Below are 18,176 nucleotides of genomic sequence, written 5' to 3'. Positions count from 1 at the left end.
TGCACATTTGGGGGAGAGTGTGGCGAGTTGAAGAGTATTTTTGGGTATCGCTAACTATGTGGTCAACGGCCCGCTCACCGTGGTCCATGCCGTAGCGAGCGCCAATCTCGCCGTCGAAGGCATGACCAACTACCTGGGCCTCTAACTCCATCCCGCCCATCAGTTGCGGTGAAATACAGACTGTTTTGGCCGTCAAAGGCCTTATCTACTCCGTATTCCACCGCAACTTTTTTGTGGGGTGGGCTAGAGACGCTGCATGCGGTACCCGACACCCATGTGCGTCTGAATCATCTTGGGGTGAGAGGGGTCTGCCTCGATCTTCTTGCGCAGGGTGCGCATGAACACGCGCAGGCTCGCCAGATCGCTGTCCCAGCTCGTGCCCCATATCTCGCGGGTGATGAAGGTGTGGGTGAGCACCTTGTCGACGTTTTTCGCCAGAAGGACGAGCAATTTGTACTCGGTTGGGGTGAGCGAGAGCTCGCGTCCGTCTTTCGTCGCGTATCCCGCGGCGTAGTCGATATGCAGCGGACCGTTGTCGAACGTGCTCGCTTCTGTCGATTCGCTTGACGCCATCGAGGAGCGCCTCAAATTCGCACGGACGCGCGCGAGCAACTCATCCACAGAAAAGGGCTTGGTGAGGTAGTCGTCTGCCCCTGCGTCAAGTGCTGCAATCTTGTCGGAATCTTCGGTGCGCGCCGAAATGACGATAATGGGGACTGCCGACCAGCTTCGGATCTTCGTGATGACCTCGATACCGTCAATGTCGGGAAGGCCGAGGTCGAGCATGATGAGGCTGGGGCCGTGCGACACCGCATCCATGATGGCGGCCTGGCCGTTGCAAACCTTGCTCACGACATAGCCGTGGAGGTCAAGCGCGGTCGAAACGAGGTTTTGAACGGTCAGGTCATCTTCGACCAGGAGGATGCGTGGCTTAGCGGCATTATTCATGAATCTCGATCTCCTCGGCGGGCAGGGTAAAACGGAAGACGGCCCCATGGGGGTGGTTGTCGCGAGCTTCGATGACGCCGCCATGCGCCTCCACGATGGAGCGGCAGAGCGACAGCCCAAGGCCGATGCTTCGACGCGAATCCACGGGCCGCGTATTGCGTGAGGTGAAGAAGCGCTCAAAGATATGAGGCTTGTCGCAGTCTGCCACACCCGGCCCATCGTCTGCGACGTCCACCACGACGAACGCACCCTCGCGACGTGCGCTGATGGTGACAGTCGAGTCCTCGGGCGTGTATTTGAAGGCGTTCATGATGAGATTCGTAAGCACCTGCATGATGAGATGGACGTCGATGCGTACCAGCAGGATGTCGTCAGTGTGCTCGATGGTGACGGTACGTCCATGCGATGCTTGGGCGACATGGCTGAGGGCGGCCTCGATGACCTCGTCGATGAGCTCGGATGTGAAGTTGAGGCAAATGGTGCCATCCTCGACGCGTGTGATGGCGAGGAGGTTCTCCACGGTATCGATAAGCCAGAGGGAGTCGTCGTAGATGGCATCGGCAAGATCGCAGCGTTGTTCGAGGCTGAGCTTCTCGTCGCTCTTCCGAAGGATTGCCGCAGATCCGGATATAGCCGTGAGTGGTGTCCTCAAATCGTGGCCGATGGAGCGCAAAAGGTTGGCGCGCAGCTGCTCGTTTTTCGCCAAGACCGCAGCCTCTTCGCGCTCTTGCGCCGCCCGGTCGCTTTCGAGCGCCAAGGCGCATTCGCCTACGATAGATAGGACGATCGAATGCTCGAAGGCTTCGATCTCGCGCCCCTCCAGGTCGATGCCGATGACACCGAATACCTTGTCGCCGGTGCGAACCGCGAGGTAGAGGCAGCGCGCCTCGGGCAGGGTCCGCGTGCTTGCGCCCGCGCGTTTGTTGTTGGTGTAGGTCCAGGTTGCAACAGCGCGCTCGTAGTCGGTGAGCAGCGACGCGGATCGGTTTTCGGTGCCAGCGGACTCATAGAGCGTCTTGCCGAGCGTGCCGTGTTCGGCGGTGTAGAAGACCACGTCGAGTTTTAGCAGTTTGATGAGTTGGTTCATGGCGACGCGGGCACACTCCTCCGCGCTATGGGCTTGCTGCAAGAGCTGGTTCGTTTCGAGGAGTACGCGCGTTTTGAATGCGTTCTCGGCGGAGGTACGGGCGTTGTCGGCGATGCGCGCAGTTAACTCGCCGGCGACCATAGCGGTAGCGAACATGATGCCGAACGTGACCAGATAGCTTCGGTCGTAGCTGGCGAGCGAAAACAGAGGCGTTACGAAGCAGAAGTTGTAAAGCACTACAGAGAGCACGCTCGATACGATCGTGCAGATACGCCCCGTCGTGGTGACGGCGGTCAGCAGGGCCGTGAGGATATAGAGGGATATGATGCTGGAATCGGCAAATCCCAGATGGCGGAAAGCCGTGCCGATCGCTGTGGCGACAAGAGAGAGGGCCAGCGTGCGAAGCACGTTTCGGCTGCTGGGCGGCTGCAGGGCGAGCGCATGGCGGCGTCCTTTGGGTCGGGAGGGCGGAGTCGACTGGTCTGGAATGATGTAAATGTCGAGGTTCGGGGCGAATGTTATGAGCTGTTCTACGAGAGATTTGCGGCCAAAGAGGGCCTGACGGACGCTGCTGTGCTCGCCCGTGCGCCCCATGACGATCTTCGAAATACCCGACAGGCGTGCGAACTCGGAGATCTGAAACGCGACGTCGTCGCCATAGACGGTTTCCATATGTGCTCCGAGCTGCTCGGCTAGGGCGATATTGTCTGCAAGCTTGGCGCGCTCATCATCGCTCATGGCTTGCGTGCGCGGGCTCTCTACGAACAGGGCGACGAGCTCGCTGCGAAACGCTTTCGCCATGCGTGCGGCGGCACGGACGATGCGGGGATTGGTCGGCGCCGGGGAGACACAGACTAAGATACGCTCCCTGGTGTAGTAGTCACGGTTTCCCAGCACGCGTGCGGCGTCTGTGAGGTGGCCGGTGCGATCGGCGCAGCGGCGCAGCGCGATTTCTCGGAGTGCGGTGAGGTTCTCGACGGTAAAAAAATGCTGTTGCGCTCGCTCGGCTTGTGCGGGACGGTAGACGAGGCCGGCGCGAAGGCGCTCAAGTAGGTCTTCGGGCTCTATGTCAACGAGCTCGACCTGGTCGGCATCATCGAAGATGCGGTCGGGGATTCGTTCGCTCACGACAACGCCGGTGATGGATGCAACCATGTCGTTTAGGCTCTCGATATGCTGAACGTTCACAGTCGTATAGACGTCGATGCCTGCATGTAGAAGTTCCTCGACGTCTTGATAACGTTTGTCGTGGCGAGACCCCGGCGCATTCGTATGGGCGAGCTCGTCGACAAGGATGAGCTGAGGGGCGCGTTCGATAGCCGCATCTAGATCGAACTCGCTGAGCGCAATGCCGTTGTGCTCAGCGAGTTTACAGGGCACGTTCTCAAGCCCTTGTGCAAGATGGGCAGTTGCCGGACGTTCGTGCGGCTCGATGTATCCCGCGACGACGTCGACACCTCGCCGCTTGGCGGCGTGGGCGGCTTGAAGCATCGCATAGGTTTTGCCTGCACCAGCAGCGTAGCCAAAGAAAATCTTGAGGTGTCCCCGGCTGGTTCGAGCGTCATCGGCGGCCTCGTCTTTCTCAATTGCCTTGAGGATGAGGTCTGGATTGACGCGAGTGTCCGATGCGTCGCGCTGCATAGCGTAGCCTTTCTGAAACGTTGCCCATGCGTGCATACGCGGTGAGGACGCCACTGTATGCTCGCGAGGTCGAGTATAGGCGCACTGCAGCCGCAATAGTGCTTTCTACCTGCATCTTTACGGCATCTTAAGGTCGTGAGCCCCGGCCCTCACGCCTCTTTAATCTCTAGAAGCGTTTACTGTCCCCAGGCGCTTGCGAGAGCAGGCGTCCGAGACATCGGACCGCGCGTGAAAGGGGCGGTAAATGAACATCCTCATTCCCATCATCGGAGTCGTCTGCATTGGACTCCTTATCTATTACATCTACATTCTGATGAGGAGTGATTCGTAAACTATGGACGCTGCGATTCAGTACATCTTGTACTTTGCCGTGCTCGTCGTCCTGGCCGTTCCGCTCGGTCGGTTCATGGCCCATATCATGGATGGTGAGCATACGTTCCTGTCGCCTGTGATTGCTCCTGTGGAGCGTGGCGTCTATCGTCTGCTTCGCATCGACGCGGCAGAGCAGATGGGGTGTAGGCGCTACCTGGCGAGCGTGCTGGTCTTTTCGGGGATCGGCCTCGTGGTCCTTGTGGCACTTCAAGCGCTTCAGTCCTTCTTGCCAGGCAATCCCCAGCACCTGCCGGGTGTGCCATGGGACCTGTCGTTCAATACGGCTGCTTCCTTCATAACCAACACCAACTGGCAGTCCTACTCCGGCGAGACCACCCTGTCCTACCTTGTGCAGTTCATGGGTCTCACCGTGCAGAACTTCGTTTCCGCTGGCACCGGTATCGCGGTCATGTTCGCGCTGATTCGTGGCTTCCGTCAGGTCAAGGAGCAGAGCTTGGGTTCCTTCTGGGTCGACCTCACCCGCACCGTCCTGTATGTGCTCATCCCGCTGAACCTCGTGTTCGGCATCTGCCTGGCTGCCGGTGGCGTCATCTCCAACTTCCAGCCGGCTCAGAAGGCTGAGCTCGTAGAGCCCGTCGCCGTCCAGCCTAATGCAGACGGCGGCTGGAGCGTCCTCGACGGCGCCCAGATCGAGGGCGACACGGTCAAGGTCGACGGCAAGGTTGTCGAGGGCGCGCGCGTGGTCACCGAGCAGTTCCTGCCCCAGGGTCCTGCGGCTCCTCAGGTCGCCATCAAGCAGTCCGGAACCAACGGCGGCGGCTTCTTCGGCGTGAACTCCGCCCATCCGTATGAGAACCCCAGTGCCTTCACCAACATCATCGAGATGACCAGCCTGCTGCTGATCCCGGCTGCCTGCTGCTTCACCTTCGGTATCGGCGTCAAGAACACCAAGCAGGGCAAGGCCATCTTTGCCGCCATGTTCATCCTGCTGGTGATCTTCACCGGCATCATCGCCGTCAACGAGCATGCGGGCACCCCGCAGCTGGCCGATGGCGGAGCGGTCAATATCGAGATGACCGACGGCCAAGCCGGCGGCAACATGGAGGGCAAGGAGAGCCGCTTCGGTATCGTCACCTCCTCCACGTGGTCGGCTTACACCACCGCCGCTTCCAACGGCTCGGTTAACTCCATGCACGACTCCTACACCCCGCTGGGCGGTTTTGTCCAGATGCTCCAGATGGCTCTGGGCGAGGTTGTCTTCGGCGGCGTGGGCTGCGGCCTGTACGGCATGATCGGCTTCGCCATCCTCACAGTGTTCATCGCCGGCCTTATGGTCGGCCGCACGCCCGAGTTCCTGGGCAAGAAGATCGAGCCGGGCGAGATGCGCTGGGCAGTTGTCCTGTGCCTGGCAACTCCGTTTGCCATTCTGGTGTGCTCGGCCATCGCCTGCATGGTGCCCGGTCTTGCCGACCAGCTCAACAATGGTGGCGCGCACGGCTTCTCCGAGGTGCTGTATGCCTTCACCTCATGCGGCGGCAACAACGGCTCGGCGTTTGCAGGTATGAACTGCAACATTCCCTGGATCAACGTCATGCTCGGCCTCGAGATGCTGTTCGCCCGCTTCATGCCCATCATCGGTACGCTGGCTATCGCCGGCTCGCTGGCCAAGAAGGGTAAGGTCGCCGAGAGCGCCGGTACCCTGTCTACCACCAACGGCATGTTCGTATTCCTGCTCGTGTTCATCGTTCTGCTGATCGGTGCCCTGAGCTTCTTCCCGGCCCTGGCGCTTGGCCCCGTTGCCGAGTTCTTCCAGATGATTGCGTAAAGGAGGGCGCAGATTTATGACTATGCAAAAAGACATGATGGGCCGCGCGGTCCGCGACTCGTTTGCCAAGCTGGACCCTCGCGTCCAGATTCAAAACCCGGTCATGTTCCTGGTGTGGCTTTCAGCCGTCATGACCTCCGTCCTGGTCGTCGCTTCCATCTTCGGTGTGCGGGACGCGGGTGTGCCCACCTACTATGTGGTCGCCATCGCGGTCATCCTGTGGCTCACCGACCTGTTCTCGAACTTCGCCGAGGCGCTTGCCGAGGGCCGCGGTAAGGCTCAGGCTGATTCTCTGCGTGCGGCCAAGAAGGATGTCGAGGCCCATCGCATCGAGTCCGTTGAGGACAAGGAGCACTTCACCGTCGTTCCCGGCACCGAGCTCACGCGCGGCGACCTGGTGATCGTACGCGCCGGCGAGCAGATTCCCGGCGACGGCGACGTCATCGAGGGCGCTGCCTCCGTTGACGAGTCCGCCATCACCGGCGAGTCCGCCCCCGTGGTCCGCGAGGCCGGCGGCGACCGCTCTGCCGTTACCGGCGGTACCACGGTGCTGTCCGACTGGATCATCGTCAAGATCTCCAGTGAGCCCGGCCAGAGCTTCCTGGACAAGATGATCGCGATGGTCGAGGGTGCCGCGCGCAAGAAGACCCCTAACGAGATCGCTCTGGAGATCTTCCTGGTGGCCCTTTCCATCGTCTTTATTCTGGTCACGCTGGCCCTGTATTGTTACTCCTGCTTCTCGGTCGGTCTTAACGACATGGTCAACCCCACGGCCGTGACCACGCTCGTGGCGCTGCTCGTGTGCCTGGCTCCCACTACCATCGGCGCCCTTCTGTCCGCCATCGGCATCGCCGGCATGAGCCGTCTGAACGAGGCCAACGTGCTGGCCATGTCCGGCCGCGCCATCGAGGCCGCCGGCGACGTCGACATCCTCATGCTCGACAAGACCGGCACCATCACCCTGGGTAACCGCCAAGCCGCCGAGTTCATCCCGGTCGACGGCGTCGATCCCGCGGAGCTGGCCGATGCCGCCCAGCTTTCCTCGCTGGCCGACGAGACCCCCGAGGGCCGTTCCATCGTCGTGCTCGCCAAGGAGCAGTTCGGTCTGCGCGGCCGCACGCTCGAGGATAAGGGCATGGAGTTCATCCCGTTCACCGCGGCAACGCGTATGTCCGGCGTGAACTACGAGGGCAATGAGATCCGCAAGGGCGCTGCCGATTCCGTGCGCACCTATCTGGAGGCAGCCGGCGGCGTGTTCTCCCAGGAGTGCGAAGAGGCCGTCGAACGCATCGCCAAGGCCGGCGGCACCCCGCTGGTCGTGACCAAGAACTGCCGCGTGCTGGGCGTTGTGTACCTCAAGGACATCATCAAGTCCGGCGTTAAGGAGAAGTTCGCCGACCTGCGCAAGATGGGCATCAAGACCATCATGGTGACGGGCGACAATCCGCTCACCGCCGCGGCAATCGCCGCCGAGGCCGGCGTTGACGACTTCCTGGCCGAGGCCACCCCTGAAGGCAAACTCGAGAAGATCCGCGAGTTCCAGCGTGAGGGTCACCTGGTCGCCATGACCGGCGACGGCACCAACGACGCGCCCGCTCTGGCCCAGGCCGACGTCGCCGTGGCCATGAACACGGGCACCCAGGCTGCCAAGGAGGCCGGCAACATGGTCGACCTCGACTCCAGCCCCACCAAGCTCATCGAGGTCGTGCGTATTGGCAAGCAGCTGCTCATGACCCGCGGCTCGCTCACGACCTTCTCGGTGGCCAACGACGTGGCGAAGTACTTCGCTATCATCCCGGCCCTGTTCTCGCCGATCTATTCGGGACTGGGCGCCCTCAACATCCTGAGCCTCACCAACCCGTTGACGGCCGTGCTGTCCGCCATCATCTACAACGCGCTGGTCATCGTCGCGCTAATTCCGGCGGCTCTCAAGGGCGTCAAGTACCGCGAGGTTCCATCCGGCCAGCTGTTGACCCATAACCTGCTGGTGTGGGGTCTGGGCGGCATCGTGGCGCCGTTCGTATTCATCAAGATTATCGACATGCTGCTGGCCTTGTTCGGCATTGGCATGATGTAGACGGAGGTTTGTATGTTCAAAGGTATCGCATCGCGCGCACTTGGCGTGTTCGCGCTGTTTACCATCGTCTGCGGCCTGGGATACACGCTCGTGGTGACCGGCGTCGTGCAGCTTGCGTTTCCGTACCAGGCGAACGGATCGCTTATTACGGTCGACGGCAAGGTTGTGGGTTCCGAGCTCATCGGCCAGAACTTCGATGACGAAGCCCACATGTGGGGTCGTATCCAGAACGTGTCAATTGTCGAAGGCGAAGACGGCGAGCTCATGGCGTATGGTGCCCCGTCCAACCTGTCCCCGGCGAGTGAGAAGTATCGGCAGCTTGTGGATGCGCGCGTGAAGAAGATTCGCGCCGCCAACTCCGATGCCGATATGGACGCTGTGCCCGTCGACCTGGTGACGTGTTCGGGGTCCGGCCTCGACCCGGAGATCTCTCCGGATGCCGCCGAGTACCAGGTCCCGCGCCTTGCCAAGGCCACGGGCAAGAGCGAAGACGAGGTGCGCGAGATCATCGCCCAGTGCACCAAGGGCCGTTTCCTCGGCGTGTTCGGCGAGCCCACGGTTAACGTGCTCAAGGTGAACCTTATGCTGGACGGCGCGCTGTAAGTGAGGGAGTGGCGGATGAGGGCATGACTGACTATCTGAGCCCTCAATTCCACCCCGCCCATCGGTTGCGGTGAAATACGGACTGTTTTGGCTGTCAAAAGTCTCATCTACTCCGTATTCCACCGCAACTTTTTTGTGAGGGTCGGGATTGAAGGTGGGGAGTGCGAGCGAGTGCGAATGCGGCGGATACTGATACGATAAGTACGTTAGTAACTGCCGCCGAGCGGCTCAAACGAAAGGAAGCCTGCATGGAGTCTTCTGCCTATCCAATGCTCTTTAGCCCGATCAAGGTCGGTACGACCGAGGTCAAGAACCGCGTCTTTATGCCGCCAGTGTCAACCAACCTGGCCGATCATGGCTATGTGACCGACGACTTGGTCGATCATTACCGCGCCCGCGCCAAGGGCGGCGTGGGCCTCATCATCACCGAGGTCGTGACGGTCGAGCCCACCTATACCTATCTGCCGGGTGACATGTGCTGCTACGACGACACGTTTATCCCCGGCTGGGAAAAGCTCGCCGCGGCCGTCCACGAGTACGGCTGCAAGATCATGCCGCAGCTCTTCCACCCCGCCTACATGGCCTTTAACATTCCAGGCACGCCGCGCCTGATCGCCCCGTCCTTTGTGGGCCCGTCCTATGCCCGCGAGGCACCGCGTCCCATCACGGTTGACGAGATCCACGAGCTCACGCATCAGTTCGGCGACGCTGCCGTGCGTATGCAGAAGGCCGGCGTCGATGGCGTCGAGGTCCATGCGGCGCACGCCCACGGTATGCTCGGCGGCTTTTTGACTCCGCTCTACAACAAGCGTACCGACGAGTACGGCGGCTCGCTCGACGCCCGCATGCGCTTCCTGCTCGAGGTCATCGCCGAGATTCGCGAGCGCTGCGGCAAGGACTTCATTATCGACGTCCGTATCTCGGGCGACGAGTACACCGATGGCGGCCTGACCCTCAACGACATGATCTACGTCTCGCGTCGCCTGGAGAAGGCCGGCGTCGACATGATTCATGTGTCGGGCGGCACCACCATCAAGCGTGGCTCCGCAATTCCCGCCGCCGGTACGCAGCAGGCCTCGCATGCCGCCTGCTCGCGCGAGATTAAGAAGCACGTCAACATTCCCGTTGCCACGGTCGGCCGCATCAACGAGGCCTGGATCGCCGAGGAGCTGATCGAGGACGGCGCCGCCGACATCTGCATGATGGGCCGCGCCAATCTGTGCGATGCCGAGTTCTGCAATAAGGCGGCTGCCGGCAACGCCGACGAGATCCGTCCCTGCATCGGCTGCCTGCGCTGCCTGAACGGCATCATGTTTGGCAAGCGCATCTCCTGCACCGTCAACCCGGACGTCGAGCGCGACGAGGCCGGCTACGAGCCTGCCGCCGAGGCCAAGAACGTGCTCGTCGTGGGCGCCGGTCCCGCTGGCATGGAGGCGGCCTACATTGCCGCCAAGCGCGGCCATAACGTGGTGCTCGTGGATAAGCAGGACGAACCGGGCGGCGAGATGCGCATCGCGGCCGTTCCGCCGGCAAAGCAGGAGCTCACTCGTGTGATCAAGTACCAGTACCGTCGCCTGGCCGAGGCCGGCGTCACGTGCGTATTTGGCACTGAGCTTACTGCCGAGGACATTCAGCGTGACTACGCCGGCTACGAGGTCGTCCTAGCTTATGGCGCCGAGCCCATCGCTCCGGCCTTCATGCAGGGCTTTAAGCAGGTTATGACGGCTGACGACCTGTTGGGCGGCAAGGCTTTTCCGGGCAAGAAGATCGTCATCGTGGGCGGCGGCACCGTCGGCTGCGAGACGGCCGATTACCTGGCCCCGTTGGTCAACGACCTGTCGCCGGCCAATCGCGATGTCACCGTCATCGAGATGACCAAGACGCTCGCCGCCAACGAGGGCGGTGCCGGCCGCGCGGTGCTCATCACGCGCATGCTCTCCAAGGGTGTCCACGTGCTGACTGAGGCCAAGGTGACCGAGATTACCGAGGATGCTATCAGCTACGAGAAGGACGGCGAGGTCCACACCATCACCGGTGCCGATACGCTGGTGCTTGCCATGGGCTATCGTCCCAATACCAAGCTGGCAGACGACCTGGCTGCAGCCGGTGTTGCCACCCACGTGCTGGGCGATGCCAACAAGTGCGGTAACATTCGCGACGCCATCGGCGATGGCTACAAGGTTGCCTGTGAGCTCTAGTTAACCCTTTGTTGCGTGGGGGCCAGGTTACTTTGCGCTAAGTTGATGCATGTAAACCTGACCCCATTGCACCATTTGATAAAACGCAAGCGCTCGCTGCCTGCGTTTTATCAAAGAAAGATTATTGTCGAGCCTTAAATGCCTTTTGTTTGTGTGCCTTCCGCAATCATATTGCGGTTGTAGACCAGGTGCAGATACATCGCATCGTGAGCGGCGGTGGGGTTGCGCGTCTCAATGGCGTCGGCCACACCGTGGTGCGTGCGGATGGTCTCCTCGACGAACTTTTTTGCCCGTTACGTCGATAAAGAGGGGAACGGATGCCTTGAGCACACCCATCAGACGGGTAACGGCGAGGTTGCCGCCATCCCAGGGCGGCTTCATGGGGTAGCGCCCGTACGCATCGAATTTTTCCTCTCATAGATGTGCGGCACAAAGAGCCCCGAGTTCATACGAGCTCGGGGCTCTTTTCGTTTGGATTTCAGACGTATTGACAGACGAAAACAGTCTGCGTCCGGTATTGAGCCATACGAAAGCGAAATTATGCGTCTTAATTCCGTACGCAAATCAAGACGAAAACAGTTTGCGTCTTATATAAATCAGTACGCAAACGGTTTTCGTCTTATAATACGGTTATGAATGGTACGAAACGAGGGGGTTGTGCATATGGTTGTTAGAGAGAGCCCTACAGTCGAATACAAGGAAAGCGTTACGCCGACGTTTCTTAAAACGGTGAGCGCCTATGCAAACTATGGGACGGGCAAGATTGAGTTTGGCGTTGATGACGAGGGCGTGGTTGTCGGCCTTGCAGATCCGGTCGCAGAGTGTCTCCGCATCGAGAACATGATTAATGACAGCTTGGACCCCGCTCCCCGTTACACGCTCGAGCCCGATGAGAAACACGGGACCGTAATCCTTACGGTTTATGAGGGACAGGACAAACCCTATCGAAGCAAGGGAAAGGCCTACAGGCGAAACGATTCGGCAACGGTGGAGGTCGACCGGTTTGAGTATGGCAGGCTGACGCTCGAAGGCAGCAACGTAACGTTCGACGCGCTCACGTCGGCTCGCCAGGACTTGAGCTTTCATACGCTCGAGCATAAGTGTGTTGAACACCTCGGCATTTCCGAGCTAACGTCGGATATCTTGCGTACGCTCCGCTTGCTCGGCAAGGATGGCTATACCAATGCCGCGGCGATTTTAGCGGATAAGAATGATTTTCCAGGCATCGACTGCGTCCGTTTTGGCGATACCGAGGATGTGATCTTGGATCGCGAGGCGGCGACAAATGTATCCGCAATTGAGCAGGCGGACAGGGCGGTGGCTATGTTTGCACGCTACTACCGTTATGAGCGTATCGAAGGGATGGAGCGCGTCCAAACCGATCGAATTCCTCTTGAGGCATTCCGCGAAGCTGTTGCAAACGCTTTAGTGCATCGGACGTGGGACGTTCGAGCGAACGTTCAAATTGCCCTGTACGATGATCGCGTCGTTGTGACCTCCCCCGGATCGCTGCCCGCCGGTTTGACGACGGAACAATACCTGTATGGGCAGATATCCGTGCTCAGAAACCCCATCGTTGCAGAGGCCTTCTTAAAGCTGGATTACATCGAGAAATTTGGTACGGGAATTGCGCGCATTAGACGTGCCTATCGCGATTCGATCAATCAACCAATTTTTGATGTTCGCGGCGGCATGGTGGCCGTCACATTGCCCGTTACCGATGCCTTTGAAGGGTCCGAGGAAGAGGTCCAGGTTCTCAAGGCCTTGTCGGGCGGGCGAATTATGTCGCGAAGCGAGATTGAAAAACAGACGGGGCTGAGCCGCATGCGGACGTTGGCGGCACTCGAATCTCTGCTTGAACGGAATGCAATCGTAAGGCAGGGAACCGGGCGGGCCACGAAATACGAGCGCTCATAGTCCAAAAGAGCCATGGTACAAGACGGACCCCAAGCCAGCGTTGGCTTGGGGTCCGTTATATCCCGGATGGTAATGGGCCGATTATTGTCAAGTTATAGCAAAGTACAGCGACGTACAGCAAAGTATAGTGAGATATAGCAAGCCGTATAGCGCGCCTTGATTTTCAACCCTTGATTATCAACCGTCCGTATTTCACAGCAACTTATAACAGGCTCGGGGTGCCAATTTGGGGTGCAGTAGTGCTGCGCCACGAAAAGGGCCTATCTACTACGTTTAAGCCGCAGGGGTCAACCATAGTCGGTTTTTTCGAAAATCGACAAGCTGTCTACCTGCGGTTTTGTTTTCACGGTTTTCGGTATGGCCGAGGCTATCCGTGTTAACGTAATAGATGGGCCACTTTTGTGGCAAGGGGGGCCGATCTGCGGGCCAGGGTAGCTAAAAGAGCCCCGTCCCAAAAAGACTGATTGGGAGCTGGGGCGTGTCGATGCGATAGTATTACGTGGTGAAATTCGACAAACCGTGAGCTTCATCCGAGGGCTTTATGGAACAACACCAGCATAATCAGAGCCTGCAAGATCAGGCATACAACGCATTGCGCTCCAAGATCATCTATGCCGAGCTCAAGCCCGGCACGCGCCTTTCGGCGATTGGTCTGGAAAAGGAGACGGGAATCGGGCGCACGCCCATTCGCGAGTCTTTTGTGCGCTTGCGTGAGCAGGAGCTGGTGGAAACGCGTCCCAAAAGCGGCACCTATGTCTCAAAAATCAGCATGGAGCGCGCCGAGAACGCCTGTTTCTTGCGCGAGAAACTCGAGAGAAGCGTGCTCATTAAATGCTGCTCTGCCGTCACGCCCGAGCAAAAGCAGCGGCTCGAGCGGATTCTTGCCGAGTCCGAGTCGCTCGACCATAGCGAAACGCGTCGCTTTTTCGATCTGGACAACCTGTTCCATGAGACGTGTTTTGAGATTGCCGGCCGCCACATGTTGTGGGATTGGATGAAGAGCGTCAACACACATTTTGAGCGATACAACTGGTTGCGTATGGTGTCGCAGGATCTGGATTGGGAGCCGATTCGTCGGCAGCATCGCCGAATTCTCGAGGCCATTAAGAAGGGCGATACCGACGCGGCGAGCTACCTGGCAGAGACGCACCTGCATCTGATGCCCGAGGAACAGGGCCCGGTTATCGCCTTGCATCCCGACTACTTTGAGCTGTCGAAAGACTCGTCAATCTAGCCCATCGCCGCATCTGCTCGAGACACAAAAACGATGCTGCTCACCTACAGCGTTTTGCAACCGAGATTTTTAAAAAATGCCTAAAATGGCTCAGATTGCTGACAATTGGGAAACGGGGTGCGCTATGGCGCAGATGAGGATTAAGGACATTGCCGCCGAGGCGGGCGTGAGCCCGGCCACGGTCTCGCGCTATCTCAATAACCGCCCCGGGCAGATGACCGAGGAGACCCGCGCCCGCATCGCGGCGGTTATCGAGCGCACCGGCTATCGCCCACGTGCCGCCGCACGCAATCTGCGCAGCTCGCGCGCCAACCTCATCGGCGTAATCTTGGCCGACATCGCCAACCCGTTCTCCAGCGCCATGCTCGAAGGGCTTTCCGCCAGCGCCGCCGCGCGCGGCTGCTCGCTCATGACGGCCATTAGCGGCAACGACCCCGCCAAGGAAGCGGAGTCGCTCACCAGACTTATCGATGCCGGCGTGGACGGCCTGGTCGTCAACACCTGCGGAGGCAATGACGAGGCGATCGCCGCGGCAGCGGGACGCCTACCCGTTGTGCTGCTCGACCGCGATGTTGCCGATGGCGGCATCGATCTGGTGACATCTAACAACCGTGAGCTGGTCGCCGGCCTGGTAGACGCCTTGGCTGCTGCGGGCAGCGAGCGTCTGTGCCTGCTTACCGAGGCAAGCGATGACAGCCCCGTGCGTCGTGAGCGCGCTGAGGCGTTTGCCGACGAGCTCTCGCGCCGCGGCCTGGCCGGCGAGGTCGTCACCTTGGCGGACGGTGGTGCCGAGGGTGTCAGTCGCCTGGACGAGACCATCCGCGGCTATGCGGGTAAAAAGCTCGGCCTCATTGCCGTCAACGGCCTGGTCTTCCTGCGCCTGACCGAGGCACTGGCGCAGCTGGGTCCCTCGCTGCCGGCGGGCCTTAAGATCGCAACGTTTGACGATTACCCCTGGAACCACGTGCTCTTTGGCGGTGTGACCACGGCCGCGCAAGACACCCACACCATCGCCGAGCGCGTAATCGAGCGTCTGTCCGAGCGCATCGACGTCGTTACCACTACGGTGGGCGACGCCGCAAAGCTCGCCCCCAAGCGCATCGAGATCCCCGGTCACATCGAACACCGCGCTTCGACCTCGCGCTAGTCTGTGTGATATTATATAGACAATGTCATACAGGAGGTATCCATGGCTGCGTCTGTGCTGAGTGTTCGAGTGGACTCGTCAATTAAAGATTCATTTGCCGAGCTGTGCGAAGAACTCGGCATGACTTCGTCCGTTGCGGTCAATATGTTCATGAGGCAGATGTTGCGCGAGCGCTCGCTGCCGTTTGTGCCTTCACTCGGTAAAAGCTCTGCGAGCGAAAGCGCCGCAGCGGGCATTTTGGATACCGCTCAGATTGAGTCCGCCGTCCGCGAGGCAGCCAGCCCGATTCCCGCCATCAAAACCGTGATCCTATTTGGATCGTATGCCCGTGGCGAGGCGCGTGCAGATAGTGATATCGACTTGCGCCTCGAAGTCGATCGCGAGCAGGGCTTTGGTCTTTTTGCGTTGTCGGCGTTTGGCGAGGCAGTGCGCAAGGAAACCGGAAGGCAGGTGGACCTTGTCTCGAGCGATTATCTTGATGACGATCTTGCCGCGGTAATCGAGCGCGAAGGAGTGATCCTTTATGATCGCGCGTAAGTCAGACGGCCTCCGCGCCCAAGAGGTCTTGGAGGCCATCGCTGAAACGAACGAGCGCATCAAGGCTTTTGATATCACCGAGGACCAGTTTCTGCATGCGAATGACGTGCGGACGAGGGCGTTGGCGGACTCCCTTTTGATGTGCGCGCTTAGGGTGACGGAAGAAGCGGGCAAGTTGTCGGAACGCTCGCAGCGGCTTCATCCCGAAATTGAGTGGCGTGGAATTATCGGCATGAGAAATTACCTCGCGCATGATTACGGCAATGTCGACCGATCGGTTGTTTGGGATGCGGTGACGATGGAGTTTCCGGCGCTGGAACGAGCGTGTAGGCAAATTGTTTCCGAATCCGAGCGATAATCACTTGTCATACCAGCCTGTTCACACACGTTTTTTGAGCGCTTGATACGCTTTAACCCTGCGGAAACATTTTTCTGCGATAGTATCTGCGATATAGACCAGTCGAAACCCGCCCGAAAGAAAGGGGAGCGACATGAACCAGCAGAACATCGATTACGTACTCCGCTCCGTAGAGCAGCGTGATATCCGCTTTGTGCGTCTGTGGTTTGTCGACATTCTCGGCCGCCTCAAAAACTTTGCTATTAGCCCCGAGGACCTCGAGGTCGCATTTGAGGAGGGCATTGGCTTTGACGGCTCGGCCATCGAGGGCTTTGCCACGCCCGAGGAAGCCGATATGCTGGCGTTCCCCGATGCCTCGACCTTCCAGATTCTGCCGTGGCGCCCGAGCCACAACGGCGTCGCCCGCGTGTTCTGCGACGTGTGCACTCCCGATCGCAAGCCGTTTGCCGGCGACCCGCGCGATGCCCTGCGCCGCATGTTCCGCAAGGCCGAGAAGGCTGGCTATCTGCTCAACGTGGGCGCTGAGCTGGAGTATTACTACTTCCCCGACGAGCACACGCCCGAGCCGCTCGACAACGTGGGCTACTTCGATCTTTCGGTGAGCGATGCCGCTCGCGACCTGCGTCGTAACACGGTCCTCACGCTCGAGAAGATGTCCGTGCCCGTGGAGTACACCTTCCACGCCGCCGGTCGCTCACAGCACGGCATGAGCCTGCGCCACGCCGAGGCCCTGAGCATGTCCGACGCCATTACCACGGCCAAGCTCATCATTAAGCAGCAGGCTTACGAGAGCGGCTGCCACGCCTCCTTTATGCCCAAGCCGCTGGCGGGCGAGGACGGCAGCGCCATGTTTTTGCATCAGTCGCTGTTCGACCATGACGGCAACAACGTCTTTTGGGGCGAGGGCGACGAGAAGTACCATCTCTCCGACGTCGCCAAGCACTATATGGCCGGTATCTTGGCGCACGCGCGCGAGATTAGCGCCATCACCAACCCCACGGTCAATTCGTACAAGCGCATCACCACGGGCGGCGACTCCGTGCCGCAGTACGCCACGTGGGGCCTGCGCAACCGCGCAAGCATGATCCGCATCCCGGTCTACAAGCCCGGCAAGCAGCTTTCCACACGCATTGAGCTTCGCAGCCCCGATCCCATGGCTAACCCGTATCTGGTCAACGCCGTCACGCTGGCGGCTGGTCTCGACGGCATCGAGCGCAAGCTGGAGCTCCCGCCCGAGGCAACGGCCGAGACGCTCAAGCTCACCGGCCGTCAGATGCTCGAGGCCGGTTACGCGCCGCTGCCGCGCTCGCTCAAAGAGGCGCTCGACGTGTTTGAGGACTCGCAGTTTATGAAGGATGCCCTCGGCGAGCACATCCATAGCTTCTTCCTCAAAAAGAAGCGCGACGAGTGGCATAAGTTTGAGTCCACGATCACCGAATGGGAGATCAAGCACTACCTGGCGAACTCCTAATCGCGCTGGCTTGTCCCAGTACGATTGAGCTCATTTCTTTGGAGGCCGATATGTCCGAAAAGAGTGCCCTGTTCATGGCGCGCACGACGCGCTTCCACGAGTTTGCCCGCAGCTTGACGACCACCCTGGGTGTCGAGGTGAGTCTGGCCACCCCCGATTCGCCAACTGCGGCGCACGACTTTGACCTGCTGATCCTCGATTCCGATGGCATCCGCAGCGACCGCATCGATCAGATTGCCAAGTGGCTCGACGATCGCGGCGGTGTTCCCATGCTGGTGATCGTCGACGACGAGGCGCTCGGCACCCTGCGCCTGCCGAATCATGCGCATGCCGACTTTGTATGTCCCACGGCGACGCCCAACGAGCTCAAGGCTCGTGCACAGCGTCTGATGGGCGAGGAGGAGCCCGTCGCCTCCGATGATGTGCTCAACATCGATAACCTTGAGATCAACCTGGCCACCTACCAGGTGACACTCGATAGCGAGCCCATTGACCTGACGCTGATGGAGTACTCGCTGCTGAGTTTTTTGGCGACGCATCCCAACCGCGCCTACAGCCGCGAGGTACTGCTGCACCGCGTGTGGGGCTTTGAGTACTGCGGCGGTACGCGCACCGTCGACGTGCATATCCGACGCATCCGCTCCAAGGTGGGCCCGCAGATCGCGGCGCACATCACCACCGTCCGCGGCGTGGGCTATCTGTTTAAGGACTAGCAAGTAAATAGAGGGCAATGTGAGGGTACCGGAGATTTCTCCAGTACCCTTTTCTCGTTTAGGGCGAAAAGAAGACCTTTCACCGAT

The 18,176-nt window shown here is 59.8% G+C and carries 13 protein-coding genes; 11 read left to right on the top strand and 2 right to left on the bottom strand.

The annotated features are described in order from the left end of the window. Positions 1-243 precede the first annotated feature (243 nt). Positions 244-948: a response regulator gene (locus DW136_RS00270; protein WP_117583373.1), complete on the bottom strand. Its 705-nt coding sequence runs from the start codon at positions 946-948 to the stop codon at positions 244-246. Continuing rightward, on the bottom strand, positions 941-3,676 hold the full coding sequence (locus tag DW136_RS00265; RefSeq protein ID WP_117583372.1) for a sensor histidine kinase KdpD: 2,736 nt from the start codon (positions 3,674-3,676) through the stop codon (positions 941-943). The genes DW136_RS00270 and DW136_RS00265 overlap by 8 nt, the downstream gene beginning before the upstream one ends. Positions 3,677-4,010: 334 nt before the next feature. Between DW136_RS00265 and kdpA the strand changes: the two genes are divergently transcribed. The 11 genes from kdpA to DW136_RS00210 all read left to right on the top strand — a co-directional run bounded on the left by kdpA (position 4,011) and on the right by DW136_RS00210 (position 18,089). Further along, a complete protein-coding gene (gene kdpA / locus DW136_RS00260; protein ID WP_117628962.1) occupies positions 4,011-5,834 on the top strand; it encodes a potassium-transporting ATPase subunit KdpA in 1,824 nt (607 codons plus the stop codon). Between the two features lie 16 nt (positions 5,835-5,850). Further along, positions 5,851-7,911, top strand: a complete 2,061-nt coding sequence (gene kdpB / locus DW136_RS00255; RefSeq protein ID WP_117583370.1) for a potassium-transporting ATPase subunit KdpB — start codon at positions 5,851-5,853, stop codon at positions 7,909-7,911. 12 nt (positions 7,912-7,923) lie between these two features. Beyond that, entirely contained in the window at positions 7,924-8,514 is a 591-nt protein-coding gene (gene kdpC / locus DW136_RS00250; RefSeq protein WP_117583369.1) for a potassium-transporting ATPase subunit KdpC, read from the top strand. 248 nt (positions 8,515-8,762) lie between these two features. Next, positions 8,763-10,712, top strand: a complete 1,950-nt coding sequence (locus tag DW136_RS00245) for an NAD(P)/FAD-dependent oxidoreductase (RefSeq protein ID WP_117583368.1) — start codon at positions 8,763-8,765, stop codon at positions 10,710-10,712. Between the two features lie 663 nt (positions 10,713-11,375). Beyond that, a complete protein-coding gene (locus DW136_RS00240; protein ID WP_117583367.1) occupies positions 11,376-12,629 on the top strand; it encodes an ATP-binding protein in 1,254 nt (417 codons plus the stop codon). Positions 12,630-13,170: 541 nt separating this feature from the next. Continuing rightward, positions 13,171-13,863, top strand: coding sequence for a GntR family transcriptional regulator (locus tag DW136_RS00235; RefSeq protein ID WP_117583366.1), 693 nt, complete (start codon positions 13,171-13,173; stop codon positions 13,861-13,863). Positions 13,864-13,987: 124 nt separating this feature from the next. Continuing rightward, on the top strand, positions 13,988-15,010 hold the full coding sequence (locus DW136_RS00230) for a LacI family DNA-binding transcriptional regulator (protein ID WP_158549297.1): 1,023 nt from the start codon (positions 13,988-13,990) through the stop codon (positions 15,008-15,010). A 42-nt stretch (positions 15,011-15,052) separates the two neighbouring features. Next, a complete protein-coding gene (locus DW136_RS00225) occupies positions 15,053-15,547 on the top strand; it encodes a type II toxin-antitoxin system RelB/DinJ family antitoxin (protein ID WP_117583364.1) in 495 nt (164 codons plus the stop codon). Next, positions 15,534-15,905: a DUF86 domain-containing protein gene (locus DW136_RS00220; RefSeq protein ID WP_117628961.1), complete on the top strand. Its 372-nt coding sequence runs from the start codon at positions 15,534-15,536 to the stop codon at positions 15,903-15,905. The genes DW136_RS00225 and DW136_RS00220 overlap by 14 nt, the downstream gene beginning before the upstream one ends. Before the next feature lie 133 nt (positions 15,906-16,038). Further along, the gene (locus DW136_RS00215) at positions 16,039-17,376 is read left to right on the top strand and encodes a glutamine synthetase family protein (protein ID WP_117583362.1); all 1,338 of its coding nucleotides are present in this window, start codon (positions 16,039-16,041) and stop codon (positions 17,374-17,376) included. Between the two features lie 50 nt (positions 17,377-17,426). Further along, on the top strand, positions 17,427-18,089 hold the full coding sequence (locus tag DW136_RS00210) for a response regulator transcription factor (protein WP_117583361.1): 663 nt from the start codon (positions 17,427-17,429) through the stop codon (positions 18,087-18,089). The last annotated feature ends 87 nt before the right edge of the window (positions 18,090-18,176 follow it).

It is taken from the genome of Collinsella sp. AM12-1 (assembly GCF_003472325.1).
Lineage (GTDB): Bacteria > Actinomycetota > Coriobacteriia > Coriobacteriales > Coriobacteriaceae > Collinsella.
This window is presented reverse-complemented; position numbering and strand designations above follow the sequence as displayed.